The organism is Coleofasciculus chthonoplastes PCC 7420, assembly GCF_000155555.1.
Taxonomy (GTDB): Bacteria; Cyanobacteriota; Cyanobacteriia; order Cyanobacteriales; family Coleofasciculaceae; genus Coleofasciculus; species Coleofasciculus chthonoplastes_A.
In genome coordinates this window covers 18,088-31,500 of the sequence record NZ_DS989856.1, presented here as the reverse complement: position 1 = coordinate 31,500, position 13,413 = coordinate 18,088, and the positions used below count along the sequence as shown (strand labels likewise).

Below are 13,413 nucleotides of genomic sequence, written 5' to 3'. Positions count from 1 at the left end.
ATATCCTCAGTATAACACTAACTTAATGGTACAATTACGGCAATTTTTGGCTCAAAATTACCCTAATCATAAACCATCCAATGAAATTATTCTTCCCGGTAAACTCTCAGTTGAGAATGAGTCAGAGGCAAATACTCGGTTATAAATCTTCCATTTCTTGATAAAGTTCTTCTAAATCCTGCTGTTGAGTCCGCCGCGAACGCCGTCGATATTTCTTAGTGTTTAACTTGGGTTCGTATTGGGTTTGTCCCTTGCCTTTTATTTTCTCCTTAAGGGTGGACTCTGGATCAGCTTGTTGGTTTAAGCGTTCCTGACGCGCGATCGCTTCCTCTAAGAAACCCAGATAATGATCGTAGCGTTCCCAGTCTCCCTGTACCGCACAGTTAGGTTCATCTCGATGTAAGCAGTCACTAAATTGACAACTGGCTACCGTTAACTGTTGTCGCGCTTCGGGAAAATGATGGATTAAATCGGCTGGCGTGCAATCCAAGTCAGGCTGATTAAATCCCGGCGTATCTGCCAATAAACCCCCTTGGGGTAATTCAAACAATTCTACATGGCGGGTAGTGTGGCGTCCCCGTCCTAATTTTCCAGTTACTTCTCCCACGCGCAGGTTGGCTTCGGGGGCAAGTTGGTTAATTAAACTGGATTTTCCCACTCCAGACAATCCAGCTAAGACGGTAATTTTCTGGTTTAAGCGATCGCTGAGTTCGGCTAAACCTGTGTTAGTGTAAACGCTGATAAATATAGGTTGGTATCCCCAGGCATTCAAGCGCTGCTGCCACTGCTGTTGTTCTTCTGGTGTGACTAAATCACTTTTATTGAGACACAAACACACCTGGAAACCTGTCGATTCTGCCTTGACTAAAAAGCGACTCAGTTGATACGCATCCAGGGTAGGTTCTGCTAAAGCAAAAACTAAGAGAATTTGTTCAGCATTAGCCACAGGAGGACGATCCAGTTGAGTTTTTCGAGGGAGAACTTCTGCGATCGCCCCTCGGTTCCCTGTCCAGTCTGGTTCCTCAATGACAACGCGATCGCCCACCATCACCCGTTGACCAATTTTTTTCAATCGGGAACGACGGGTACACAATAGTGTAGAGACGTAGCATGCTACGTCTTCTTGATCACAATTAGACTCTAATCGAACCTGATAGAAATTCGCCTGAACTGCCAGAACTGTCCCCAATAAGGGGGCAGATAACTCAGACGGTGGGATATCGACTAATTCGCTCATGCAGAGACTTGAGGACGCCGTACTCTTAGAGCAAAGTAGCCTTTGCGATCATCGAGTGCCTCAATCGGATACCCTGCCATCGCCAGACTATCGGGAACCTGTTCAATCGGTTCCCCTGGATCAAGCCAGACTTCTAATAAAGATCCGGGCGTCATTTGTTCTAGACGTAGCTTAGTCCGCACAAAGTTAATTGGGCAAGGGGTTCCTCGCAAATCCAGTTGAGCATCAGGTGTCTGATTAATTGTCGATCCCGTGGGCTTACTCATCCGCGAAACAGTCCTCCCAAAAAGTCTTCTATACCTCCTTTACCCGTGCGATCGCCTTTAATTTTTGCCAGCTTCTCCAGTAACTCCCGTTCCTCCGCTGTGATTCGGGTAGGAATATCGATTTGAATTGTAATCAAATGATCACCCCGACTCACCGGATTTCCTAATTTTGGCACGCCATGATTTTCTAATGTCAGCACCGTATTCGGTTGGGTTCCGGGGGGAATCTTCAATTCCACCGGACCATCAACAGTATTAACCTGGAGGCGACAGCCCAAAATAGCTTGTAAATAGCTAATTTTCAGATCCGACAGAACATTAATTCCATCTCGCTGAAATTCCGCATCTTCCTCAACAAATAGGTAGACATATAAATCTCCTGGAGGACCACTGCGTAATCCAGCATCCCCTTCTTTAGAAACCCGTAGCCGGGTTCCATTATCCACACCGGGCGGAATCGTAATTTTTAGCTTTTTGGTTTCTTGTTTGCGACCTGCTCCCCCACAGGTTTCACACTTATCCTCAATCACCTGTCCTTCGCCGTTACAGGTTGGACAGACTGACACTTGAGTGAAACTGCCAAAGGGGGTACGAGTCGCGCGACGCACTTGTCCTGAGCCGCTACAGGTCGAACAGGTACGCGGTCGAGTTCCCGGTTTAGCCCCCGTACCGTTACAGGTATTACAGTTTTCTAGGTGAGGAATGCGAATTTCCTTTTCCCCACCGAATACAGCTTCCCGGAATTCTAGCTTCAAGTCTAGGCGCAGGTCATCCCCTCGCGTCGGTCCACCCCGCCGACGGCCCGTTTGCTGACCCATACCCCCAGCAAAACCGCTGAAGAAGCTTTCAAAAATATCAGCAAAACCCATATCCCCAAAATCGGGATAGCCGGCTCCAGCAGCACCTGAGGATACACCCGCTTCACCAAAGCGGTCGTATCGTGCCTTAATTTCGGGTTCGGATAGGATTTCGTAAGCTCGATTAATTTCTTTAAATCGCTCTTCCGCTCCTTGTTCCTTGTTAACGTCGGGATGGTACTTTCGGGCAAGGCGACGGTAAGCCCGCTTTATTTCTTCTTTGTCAGCGTCGCGAGAGACGCCGAGAGTCTCATAGTAGTCAGGCATAGAGCAATGCGGGAGGGTTGGATTACGTTACGGAGGTGGGTTAATCGGGATAGTTTGTACAGAGAATCGGCTTGATCGCCACCGAGGGCTGATATCCTGATCACCTGCACGTCTATCCATTTTGGATAAAAAACCAGCGAATTGCTACTTACATGTAGGCATTGCCTTAGTCAACTGTTTCATAGTCAGTATTATTTACCGTTTCATCATCAAAGTTCAGAATTAACTCTTCTTCTTCGGGTTCCGACTCAGAAGGTTCGCTAACTTCTACAGGTGAGGCAAGTTCCTCCTCGCTTTCGCTAATCTCATCGGGTTCTAAATCGGGCGCACTCTCTTGGTAGACGGCTGCACCAATAGTAAACAGGGTTTGTTGGAAATCTTCTAGTTGCTGTTTAACGTCCTCAACTGGAATCGAGGGGTTTTTGAGTGCAGCTTGTAGCTGTTGCTTTTTCTTCTCTCCCTGCGCCTTCAAGTCCTCGCGTACCAAATCGGCATTGTCTTTTAGGGTCGATTCGTAACTGTAGAAGAGGCTTTCGGCTTGATTTTTCAGTTCCACCAGTTGCATCCGACGGCGGTCTTCTTCGGCAAATTGCTCGGCTTCTTGGCGCATCCGTTCCACTTCACCACTATTTAATCCACCAGTGTTGGTAATTCGGATGCTTTGCTCTCGTCCTGTGCCTTTATCCGCCGCTGAGACGTTAAGAATTCCATTAACATCAATATCAAAGGATACCTCAATTTGAGGCACACCCCTGGGAGCCGGAGGAATGCCTGCCAGTAGAAACTTACCCAGGCTCTTGTTATCACGAGCCATTGCCCGTTCACCCTGGAGGACATGAATTTCCACAGAGGTTTGTCCGTCCGTCGCCGTGGAAAAGATTTGCGATTTACTGGTGGGGATCGTGGTGTTACGCTCGATAATTTTGGTGAAAACTTCGCCTAAGGTTTCAATCCCCAGTGACAATGGAGTTACATCCAGTAGCAACAAGTCTTCAACTTCACCGCCCAAGACGCCCCCTTGAATGGCTGCACCTAGGGCAACCGCTTCATCGGGGTTGACCGACTTATCGGGTTGGCGACCGCCAAAAAACTTACTAATCGCTTTCTGAACGGCGGGGATGCGAGTCGAACCCCCGACCAGCAGAATCCGGTCAATATCATCAGGCTTAAGTTCGCCATCTTTGAGCGCCTGTTTTACGGGTTCAACGGTGCCTTTGATCAAGTCGCTCGCCAGTTCTTCAAACTTCGCTCGCGACAATTCCATCTCTAGATGTTTAGGACCTGTTTCATCTGCGGTAATAAACGGCAGGTTGATCGAGGTGTTCAACATGCTAGAGAGTTCAATTTTTGCCTTTTCTGCGGCTTCTCGCAAACGCTGTAGCGCCATTTTATCTGCGCCGATGTCGATGCCTTCTTGTTCTTTGAACTCCTGGATCATCCAGCGCACGATCACGTTATCGAAGTCATCGCCCCCTAGATGATTGTTGCCAGACGTGGCTTTGACTTCAAATACGCCGTCGCCCAGTTGCATCACCGAGACATCAAACGTACCGCCGCCTAAGTCAAAGACGAGAACTTGGTGTTCTTCGTCTTGCTTGTCCAGCCCATACGCCAATGCTGCGGCGGTTGGTTCGTTGATGATCCGCAGCACTTCTAAACCGGCGATGGTGCCGGAATCTTTGGTTGCTTGCCGTTGAGCATCGGTAAAATAGGCAGGGACTGTAATCACCGCTTGTTCTACGGGTTCACCGAGAAAGTTTTCGGCATCGGCTTTCAGCTTTTGCAGGATCATGGCAGAGATTTCCTGCGGGGTATATTGATGGGAGCGGATCTGGACATCAACCGTATCGTCGCGACCCTTAACACAGTTATAGGGAACTCGCGATCGCTCCTCTACCGTGTCCTCCCATCGACGACCAATAAACCGTTTAATACTATGGACAGTATTTTCTGCATTGGGAACTGCCTGACGCTTCGCTAGTTGACCAACCAAGCGCTCATTCGATTTACCAAATCCCACAATACTCGGTGTGGTTCGTCCGCCTTCCGTACTGGAAATGACGAGGGGCTTACCTCCTTCGAGGACAGCCACGCAACTATTTGTTGTGCCCAGGTCGATGCCAATGACTTTTCCCATAGCGCTTCGGCCTATCTGATCGGTAAGGTTTTCTTTTTAAGGTGGTAATCTGTGGTTACAGAACTCACCTGACGTGCGCTCAACCGTTGTTTGGGGTTGATTGTTTTAGAGATGGACACCCAAGGGGGGAGTATCCCCGTGCCGCTTAACTTTCTGGTTCTGTCGAGGTGTCTTCCTCTGAGGTTACCACGGGCTCTGGAGCCGCAGCAACTTTAACCATGGCATGACGCAATACGCGATCGCCCAAGAAATAGCCACGCATCAGTTGTTCGATGACGATTCCTTCGTCATATTCCTCACTCGGCTGTCGCATCACTGCTTCATGGAAATTGGGATCAAACTCTGTTCCTTCCGGACGCATCGGCGAAACCCCAAGACGTTTGAAGGATTCCACCAGTTGTTTGTAGATCCCCTGATAACTCTTATGCACCGCCATCTCCCCATCATTTTGAGGTTTGATTTGCGATCGCGCCCGCTCAAAGTTATCAACCACGGATAATAACTCGCCCAGAGTATTACGCTTTACTTGATGGTCTAAATCTTCTTTTTCTTTAGCCGTCCGCTTGCGGAAGTTATCAAAATCGGCAGCCATCCGCATGGATTGGGTTTTAAAGGCTTCAAATTGCTGATTAACTTCCTCCAGTTGAGCTTTGAGGAGTTCATTTTCCTGCTGCAAGGTTTCGATAACCGCGACATCCTCCTGCTGACCGGGCAATCCGGCAGAGTCCGATTCCGCAGACTCACTCTCCACCCCTTGTCCGGCCGAAGTTTCTGCCGCTTCCGTTGTCACTTCAGCGGTTGCCGCTTCTGCCGTTGATGGTGATTCAACATCGGGTTGTGTGCCAACCTCCTCCTCAGAAGTTGCCTCATTTAAATCGGGGTTATCTGAATTCACGGCCTTCTGCTCATCTGTTTGTTGCAACGTAGTATTTGGTTGTTTGTCTTCGTCACTCATAATTCACTCGTACTAAAAACTCAATCAATCTCCTGCTCCTTCAAGGGATGGCAACATTTACCTTGCCCAGATTAACGGCAAGATTTTGGGTAGGCTAAAGTCCCAGGCATCAAGTCCGGATTGCTACCTCCTCAAATCCTAGTACATACTGGGGAAAATTGTCTGTTGTTAATGCGTCTATTGATTCAATCACACCTAAACAGGAGTTCTCGCCGTAGAGACATAGCCTGTTACGTTGAGGATTTGGGGGCGGAGGCACTCTAGGGGTCTGAGGAAACGGTTAAGATAAAACTTGAGGCGGTATCCCCATCTATAATAAGGAATAGATTATTTTATCAGGGTTATAGAGGACTAATTTTGAATTCAGTCAGAATTCTATCACATTTAGATTATCTGAAGACTTGCATTTCACCCTTGCCAGGATATTGGTAACTCCAGCATGTTGGCATCCAACCTTATTCGATTCGCGCCTCAAAGTGTTTCCCAGCATGGGTACTCCGATCTAAACCCAGTGAGCAGGGAGCCATTCTGAGATCCGTCAAGCCCTTTTATTCAAATTGGCGGCAAGGCAATGGGGTTACCGTTGTCGCTTCCTCCAGTCAGTACGACAAACGCTAAAACTTTTAGGAATTCTGTAATCAAGGAGATAGTCTCACCCACTATGACTCAATCCCCATCATCATCAGCAAGACGTGCCCTTGTTGTCAAAAACGATTTTTCGCCCTTTGGAAATAAACTGGTTCAATCGGGTTACGTTGATGACGGTCAAATGCGGCAGGCATTGGCGGAAAGCCGTAAGTCAGGACGACCTCTGACCGATGTCGTTGAATCAATTACTGGGCGTCAGTTGCCACCCGACTTGATACGCCAGTACAAGAAACAGCAACTGTTTGAACTCAAAATACTTTACGGTGTTGAATCTCTTGATCCGGAACTTGGTGATATTTCTGGTCACCAAGTCAAGGAACTCATCGAACGCCTAATTCCTATTGATATCTGTAGTCGCTATCGTTTAGTGCCGTTATCCAAAAATGATGGTCAACCCCCATCGCTTCTGGTAGCAATGGTTGATCCGGATAACCTTGACGCCCAAGATGATCTGAACCGGATTTTGCGCCCTCACGGGATTGATCTACGGCGGATGGTGATTACCCAGGAAGACTATCAGCATCTGATTAATCAATATCGGGATCAAAAACTGGCACAAGAGAAGGAACAGGAAGCCGCCAAGCAGACAAACATCAGTCAGGATCTTGATAATTTAACCCTGTCTGATGCACCAGAGGAAACGACGGAAGAAGACATATCGAAAGTCGCGGGTGAAGCCGGTGGTGCCCCGGTAATTAACTTGGTGAATAAAATCCTCGCCAAAGCCCTACAAGAAGACGTTTCTGACATTCACATCGAACCCCAAGAAGAATACTTGCGGGTTCGCTTCCGCAAAGACGGCGTACTGCGGCAAGCCTTCGATCCCTTACCTAAAACAATCAAAAATGCCGTTGCTGCTCGCTTCAAAATTATGTCAGATTTGGACATCGCTGAACGCCGATTACCCCAAGATGGCAGAATTCGGCGCATGTTCCAAGGGCGCAAGGTTGACTTCCGAGTCAGTACCCTACCCAGCCGTTATGGTGAGAAGATTGTCCTGCGGATTTTGGATAACTCTAGCACCCAACTCGGTTTGGATATTTTGATCACTGACCCAGAAAGCTTAGAAATGGTCAGGGAAATGACAGCACGACCCTTTGGGCTGATCTTGGTCACGGGTCCGACGGGTTCGGGTAAATCCACAACCCTCTATTCTATGCTGGCTGAGCGCAATGACCCAGGTGTCAATATCAGTACCGCAGAAGATCCGATTGAATATTCCTTACCTGGTATTACCCAGGTACAGGTACTGCGGGAAAAAGGCATGGACTTTGCCTCGATTCTACGCTCATTTCTACGCCAAGACCCGGATGTAATTCTGGTGGGTGAGACGCGAGATAAGGAAACGGCAAAAACCGCGATTGAAGCGGCGCTCACTGGACACTTAGTCTTAACCACGCTCCATACCAACGACGCCGCCGGCGCCATTCCCCGCCTGGATGAAATGGGAGTCGAACCATTCATGGTGTCAGGTGCGCTTCTGGGAGTTTTAGCCCAGCGCCTGATGCGGAAGGTTTGTACTGAATGTCGCACACCTTACCAGCCTACCGCTGCTGAACTAGCTCGATTTGGTTTAGCTGCTTCCGGCGAAGGGGAAGTCACGTTCTATAAAGCTAATACCCTACAACCCGAAGAAATTACCGACGCTCGCTCCAAAGGAACACTCTGTCAAAAATGTAATGGAATTGGGTACAAAGGACGAGTGGGCGTTTATGAAGTCATGCGGAACACCGAACGACTGCAACTCCTAATCAATGAAGGAGCGCCTACTGAACGGATCAAAGAAGCAGCGGTGGAAGAAGGGATGAAAACCCTATTATCCTACAGTTTAAACCTGGTGCAGGATGGTCATACAACATTGGAAGAAGTTGAACGGGTAACGTTTACTGATTCCGGTCTTGAGGCAGAAATGAAAGCCAAACGTAAGCAATCCCTCTCCTGTAGCACTTGCGGCGCTGGGTTAGAACAGGAGTGGTTAGACTGTCCGTACTGTATGACCCCACGTTTTTGAGACTAAAAGCTGGGACTATTCATCAATTGTTGTTGGCTTCAACCCCCAACAACAATTGATTAGGTAACGAACACTGACAATTAACAACTAATTCTTATTGGAGACAACGCCATGCCAATGGATTTAATGATTGAAGACTTGATGGAGCAGCTCGTTGAAATGGGTGGCTCAGATATGCATATTCAAGCTGGGGCACCGGTCTATTTCCGCATTAGTGGCAAACTCCAACCCTTTGGGGAAGATCCCCTGAATCCCCAAGAATGTCAGAAGCTGATTTTCAGTATGCTCAATAATAGTCAACGCAAAGAATTAGAGCAGAACTGGGAATTGGATTGCTCTTATGGGGTGAAGGGATTGGCTCGCTTCCGAGTCAATGTTTATAAGGAGCGTGGCTACTACGCCGCTTGCTTGCGAGCATTGTCCTCCAAGATTCCCAACTTTGATCAGCTAGGTCTGCCTGATATTGTGCGGGAAATGAGCGAACGTCCTCGGGGATTAGTACTGGTGACCGGACCAACCGGCTCAGGAAAAACCACCACACTGGCGGCAATGATTGATTTAATTAATCGTACCCGACCTGAACATATTCTCACCGTCGAAGACCCGGTGGAATACGTTTTTCCCAACATTAAAAGCTTAGTTCACCAACGTCAAAAAGGTGAAGATACCAAAAGCTTTGCCAATGCGCTCAAAGCCGCCTTACGGGAAGACCCTGATGTGATTCTGGTCGGCGAGATGCGGGACTTGGAAACCATTTCACTGGCGATTTCAGCCGCAGAAACAGGTCACTTGGTCATGGGAACCTTGCACACCAGTTCCGCCTCTCAAACCGTGAACCGGATGCTGGACGTATTTCCTCCTGAACAACAAGCTCAAGTCCAAGCTCAACTATCCAACTCCTTGGTCGCCGTCTTCAGTCAAACCTTGGTACCCAAGAAAAACCCGAAACCTGGTGAGTTTGGTCGGGCAATGGCACAGGAAATTATGATTGTTACTCCAGCTATCTCTAACCTAATCCGGGAAGGCAAAGTGTCCCAAATGTATTCCGCTATCCAAACCGGAATGAAAATGGGCATGATCACCATGGAACAGACATTAGCCAATTTAGTCAAACAAGGAACGATTTCCTTTGAAACAGCCGTGTCCAAAAGTTCTAAGCCCGACGAATTGCAGCGTATTCTCGGCGGTGCCGGTGGAATGGCTGCTGGTGCCAAAGGCGGCAAAGTTGGTGCTAAGACTCGCTAAGTCATCGGGGTTAGTTCTCTCGTGAACTGGAAAAAATATCACCGGACAACTAACCCTTTCCTTCAATCCTTTTTTCATTCAGACGCAAGCTATGCCTACCTTTATTGCTGAGGTTCGGGATTCTAAAGGAAATGCCAAAAAAGAGAAAGTTAAAGCTCTTTCTACGGATCAAGCCCGTGCCCACTTTCAAAATCAATATCCCACTGTCGGCAGTATTCAGAAAGCGTTTAGCCTGGAAGACCTAAATTTAGACGCACTCCAGGAAAAAATGACGAGCGTCAGTGTCAAAGACCGAGCCGTTTTTTCCCGGCAATTTGCGGTAATGGTTAATGCTGGGGTCGCCATCGTGCGCTGTCTGGGTATCTTATCGGAACAATGTGCTAATCCCAAGCTGAAAAAATCCCTAACGGCAATCAGTAGTGAAGTTCAGCAGGGAACCAGTCTCTCAGATGCCATGCGTGAACATCCCGCCTGTTTTGACCAACTCTATGTCAGTATGGTGCAAGCGGGGGAGGTTGGGGGTGTCCTAGATGAAGTTCTCAACCGATTAGCCAAGCTGCTGGAAGATATGGCGCGGCTGCAAAACCAGATTAAGTCGGCAATGACTTATCCTCTGGTGGTTGGTGGCTTTGCTGTACTGGTGTTTTTGGGAATGACCATTTTTCTCATCCCCATCTTTGCCGGGATTTTTGAAGAAATCGGCGGCACATTACCAGCCCTGACTGCCTTTATGCTCTGGTTGAGTGGTGTTCTCAGAAGCTGGTACGCTCTGATTCCAGTTGGGGTGATCATCGTTACCACAGTTGCCATCAAGCAGTACTACAAAACCCCACCCGGTCGCCTGCAAATCGATGCACTCCTATTGAAAGTACCTCTGTTTGGTGAACTGAATGAAAAATCATCAGTCGCCCGGTTTTGCCGCGTCTTCGGTACGTTGACTCGTTCCGGAGTTCCCATTCTTAATGCCTTAGACATTGTTCGGGATACCTCAGGAAACCAAGTGATTGCTAACGCGGTGGAAGCTACCAAGCAGGAAATTCAGCAAGGGGGTTTGATCAGTGTTGCCATGCAAAATGAGCAAGTTTTCCCCGGTCTAGCTATTCAGATGATTAGTGTTGGTGAAGAAACTGGGGAATTGGATTCAATGCTGATGAAGGTTGCCGATTTCTATGAAGATGAAGTTGAGCAAACGGTAAAAGCATTGACCAGTATTTTAGAGCCTGTGATGATTATTGTTATCGGGGGAATGGTTGGTACAATTCTGGTCTCTATGTATCTGCCCATGTTTAAAGTGTTTGAAACGTTGGGTTAAATTGGACAGCATTTCCAGGATATGGCGCGTCCATTCCTACAACCGTTTGATGGTAGAGGATTTGCCGTGTTGATTCAGCTACTCGTACAGCATGACGGAAAAAAACTTATCCTTCACGCATTACTGAAACGCTGATAAGGAAAGCATTTTGAAGGCGTGCATTCCTAGGGAACGGTACTAACAACCTGAGCAACCTCTACTGATTTTCCACTATGGTTCGTGAATAGTATTTAAACTAGTCCATAAGACGTTAGTAAATCGCTACTTATTTAAAAATGCCAGTTAAGCCATCTAATTACGAAACAAGTTTAGCCGAATATAGCCACCATGAGGGGGCGTTGGCGCTTCTGAAGCAGCATCGACCTTACTTGGAAATGATTCCGAGTATGCGCCGCCCCTCAGAAAGTGTGATCACGATTCCTTTACCTATTGTGCGCCTGCGCCATCTCCAATCCTCAACAGGACATTCTAATCTAAACAGCTTGAATGGAACGGTTGGCTTACCTTGCGATGTTGCCATGTTAATGTGTGACCCAGAATGGAAAATAAAAATGGGGGTGGAAATTATCATTTTCATTCATCGCCCCCATGAGGATTTTTCTCATTTATTGGGTCGCTGGCGTCAGACGCAAGTGTTGCTAGACAAAGATTATGAATGGTTAATGCCCCCCCGCCATCAACATGTTCTCAGTGAAGGCGTTGACCGGATTTATCCCTTATTTGTGATTTTCCCAGACACACCTCAACGGATTCAACAGGGGTTATCGGGTGCTTGTTTACCGTTTGTTATGCAAAGTCCAGATTATGTGACGGAAGAGGAAAAATCAGAAAGCTTCTCTACTGAACGTCCACCTGCTTAGTAGAGACGTAGCATGCTACGTCTCTACATTCGGTCTTCCCCAATCCCCAATCACCATAGACTATCGAACAAAGTGGGGCATCACTTCAGCCGCTGTAAATAAACCGTAAAGACCTCGTTGATGTAATGATATCCCTGCTTTGAGATAGCCAAAGGCTGGACCACAGACATTAGCCGCCATACTGGTTTCATCACCAAGAGTAAAGGTGTGGGTTGAGGTTTTGCCTTCAAAGGTGCGTCCGGTTACCTGAACATTTGTACTTAAGGGTTTTTTGGGATTACGGGTATCAACAACGCCCCCGACAGTGACGCGATCGCGAGAGCATATCCCAGCTAATTCCAACATGATATCATCAGCGTGTTCCATATTCTCTAAGGTGAGAATACCATTGGTTTGATCCAGAAGCGCTTCTACATCCGCATCACTCATCTGACGTGCCTGTTCTACATCGTAGCCGGGAAGGTGGGCAATATCTTCTCGAATCGTGGCGCGATAGGCTTCCCAATTGGCAATACCGACACCAAAGGTAATTTTAACGCTGTGTATTTCAGCATAGCTTTGAGCCGCGATCGCTGCCGCAGCGGTTAAGAGTCCTGGTGTGGCACCACATCCCGCCATGTAGGTGATTCCGGCGGCTTGGAGTTCATCTTTCATCGCGAGTAACTGTTCCACCGCACTGGTACGCTTCAGGGCGTCTACCAGTACCCCCCGCCACCCTGATTGGATAAACTGGCGGGCGACTGATGCCATAAACGTATTCGGCAAATTAGGTAGGGCAAGGAAATAGCCATCCACTGCCGCATTTTCGATTAAATCAGCAATCGTGTTATTGCTGAGAGTGCCTGCGGGTTCGAGATACCCCAGTGACCCTTGATTATGATACGTTGCGATCGCGCGATCGGGATCTAACCCAATAGCATCATAAGCCCAGCCTTGTTTATCAGCAGCCGCGACCCAAATCATATCCCGTTTACCAGCTAGCACTCTAGTTGCCGCTTGTCCTAATCCGCCAAAGCCTAAAATACCGACTCGAACAGGTTTGTTTTCCGTAGAATCCATCAAATTCGCCTTATGCGTCTCACTCATAGCGATAAACCTTAAATCAAACAAACTTCCATTATCTCCCCCATCTTCCCTGTGCCTCATCCCCATGTATATTTTTGTTAAGAACGCGATTTGGGCAATCCTGCCGCTTGACTGGGAGAGCAAGATACGCGAAACTTAACAAAAGATTAGTGTAAGATACTAATCAAGTATTAATTTCTGTTAAGGTTTAATTCGCTATGATGCGAATAATAACGAGAGACTGCTCAACTGGCGAGATAGCTGGTTGTGTACACTCAGAGGCTGTCGCTTAATTGGTGTTACAGCCCAGAACTGGAGGACTGACCCAACCGTTAACAAACTGATGGAAACCTTAGAATTTGTCATTTATCCAGATGGTCGAGTGCAAGAGAAAGTCACGGGTATCGTTGGCGCCTCTTGTGCGGAGGTGACTGCTGCCATTGAAGCTCAGTTAGGGCAAGTCGTCTCGATGGAGCAAACATCGGAATACTTTACCCAACCGACTCAGCAGTCGGCAACAGCAACCGCTCAAGCGACCTATAGCTCTTGGTAA

The 13,413-nt window shown here is 47.8% G+C and carries 11 protein-coding genes; 5 read left to right on the top strand and 6 right to left on the bottom strand.

Going from position 1 to position 13,413, the window contains the following annotated elements; translation table 11 throughout:
* Positions 1-139: 139 nt before the first annotated feature.
* The 5 genes from rsgA to grpE all read right to left on the bottom strand — a co-directional run bounded on the left by rsgA (position 140) and on the right by grpE (position 5,719).
* Positions 140-1,237, bottom strand: coding sequence for a small ribosomal subunit biogenesis GTPase RsgA (gene rsgA, locus MC7420_RS21255; protein WP_006103027.1), 1,098 nt, complete (start codon positions 1,235-1,237; stop codon positions 140-142).
* Positions 1,234-1,503 carry a sulfurtransferase TusA family protein gene (locus MC7420_RS21250; protein ID WP_006102851.1) on the bottom strand — a complete coding sequence of 90 codons (270 nt, stop codon included), beginning with the start codon at positions 1,501-1,503 and terminating at the stop codon, positions 1,234-1,236. The genes rsgA and MC7420_RS21250 overlap by 4 nt, the downstream gene beginning before the upstream one ends.
* A complete protein-coding gene (dnaJ, locus tag MC7420_RS21245) occupies positions 1,500-2,627 on the bottom strand; it encodes a molecular chaperone DnaJ (RefSeq protein WP_006103044.1) in 1,128 nt (375 codons plus the stop codon). Before dnaJ ends, MC7420_RS21250 begins: the two co-directional genes overlap by 4 nt.
* 166 nt (positions 2,628-2,793) lie before the next feature.
* On the bottom strand, positions 2,794-4,764 hold the full coding sequence (dnaK, locus tag MC7420_RS21240) for a molecular chaperone DnaK (RefSeq protein ID WP_044208756.1): 1,971 nt from the start codon (positions 4,762-4,764) through the stop codon (positions 2,794-2,796).
* A gap of 145 nt (positions 4,765-4,909) precedes the next feature.
* Positions 4,910-5,719: a nucleotide exchange factor GrpE gene (gene grpE, locus MC7420_RS21235; protein WP_044208755.1), complete on the bottom strand. Its 810-nt coding sequence runs from the start codon at positions 5,717-5,719 to the stop codon at positions 4,910-4,912.
* A 661-nt stretch (positions 5,720-6,380) separates the two neighbouring features.
* Here grpE and MC7420_RS21230 point away from each other — a divergent pair.
* The 4 genes from MC7420_RS21230 to MC7420_RS21215 all read left to right on the top strand — a co-directional run bounded on the left by MC7420_RS21230 (position 6,381) and on the right by MC7420_RS21215 (position 11,795).
* Positions 6,381-8,378: a GspE/PulE family protein gene (locus MC7420_RS21230; RefSeq protein ID WP_006103041.1), complete on the top strand. Its 1,998-nt coding sequence runs from the start codon at positions 6,381-6,383 to the stop codon at positions 8,376-8,378.
* A 117-nt stretch (positions 8,379-8,495) separates the two neighbouring features.
* Positions 8,496-9,623 (top strand): type IV pilus twitching motility protein PilT, encoded by a 1,128-nt coding sequence (locus tag MC7420_RS21225; protein ID WP_083799117.1) that lies wholly within the window; start codon positions 8,496-8,498, stop codon positions 9,621-9,623.
* 91 nt (positions 9,624-9,714) lie between these two features.
* Positions 9,715-10,935, top strand: a complete 1,221-nt coding sequence (locus MC7420_RS21220) for a type II secretion system F family protein (RefSeq protein ID WP_006102914.1) — start codon at positions 9,715-9,717, stop codon at positions 10,933-10,935.
* 275 nt (positions 10,936-11,210) lie between these two features.
* The gene (locus MC7420_RS21215; RefSeq protein WP_006103074.1) at positions 11,211-11,795 is read left to right on the top strand and encodes a hypothetical protein; all 585 of its coding nucleotides are present in this window, start codon (positions 11,211-11,213) and stop codon (positions 11,793-11,795) included.
* Between the two features lie 60 nt (positions 11,796-11,855).
* Here the strand turns inward: MC7420_RS21215 and bioU are convergent, their stop codons facing one another.
* A complete protein-coding gene (bioU, locus tag MC7420_RS21210) occupies positions 11,856-12,881 on the bottom strand; it encodes a (S)-8-amino-7-oxononanoate synthase BioU (protein ID WP_044208753.1) in 1,026 nt (341 codons plus the stop codon).
* Between the two features lie 322 nt (positions 12,882-13,203).
* Here bioU and MC7420_RS21205 point away from each other — a divergent pair, with 322 nt between their 5' ends.
* Entirely contained in the window at positions 13,204-13,413 is a 210-nt protein-coding gene (locus MC7420_RS21205) for a DUF2997 domain-containing protein (protein WP_006102996.1), read from the top strand.

Coding starts and splice junctions, on each gene's coding strand:
- dnaJ (WP_006103044.1), bottom strand. CDS start 2,627: ATGCCTGACTACTATGAGACTCTCGGCGTCTCTCGCGACGCTGACAAA.
- dnaK (WP_044208756.1), bottom strand. CDS start 4,764: ATGGGAAAAGTCATTGGCATCGACCTGGGCACAACAAATAGTTGCGTG.
- MC7420_RS21230 (WP_006103041.1), top strand. CDS start 6,381: ATGACTCAATCCCCATCATCATCAGCAAGACGTGCCCTTGTTGTCAAA.
- MC7420_RS21205 (WP_006102996.1), top strand. CDS start 13,204: ATGGAAACCTTAGAATTTGTCATTTATCCAGATGGTCGAGTGCAAGAG.
- MC7420_RS21220 (WP_006102914.1), top strand. CDS start 9,715: ATGCCTACCTTTATTGCTGAGGTTCGGGATTCTAAAGGAAATGCCAAA.
- bioU (WP_044208753.1), bottom strand. CDS start 12,881: ATGAGTGAGACGCATAAGGCGAATTTGATGGATTCTACGGAAAACAAA.
- MC7420_RS21250 (WP_006102851.1), bottom strand. CDS start 1,503: ATGAGTAAGCCCACGGGATCGACAATTAATCAGACACCTGATGCTCAA.
- rsgA (WP_006103027.1), bottom strand. CDS start 1,237: ATGAGCGAATTAGTCGATATCCCACCGTCTGAGTTATCTGCCCCCTTA.
- MC7420_RS21215 (WP_006103074.1), top strand. CDS start 11,211: ATGCCAGTTAAGCCATCTAATTACGAAACAAGTTTAGCCGAATATAGC.
- grpE (WP_044208755.1), bottom strand. CDS start 5,719: ATGAGTGACGAAGACAAACAACCAAATACTACGTTGCAACAAACAGAT.
- MC7420_RS21225 (WP_083799117.1), top strand. CDS start 8,496: ATGGATTTAATGATTGAAGACTTGATGGAGCAGCTCGTTGAAATGGGT.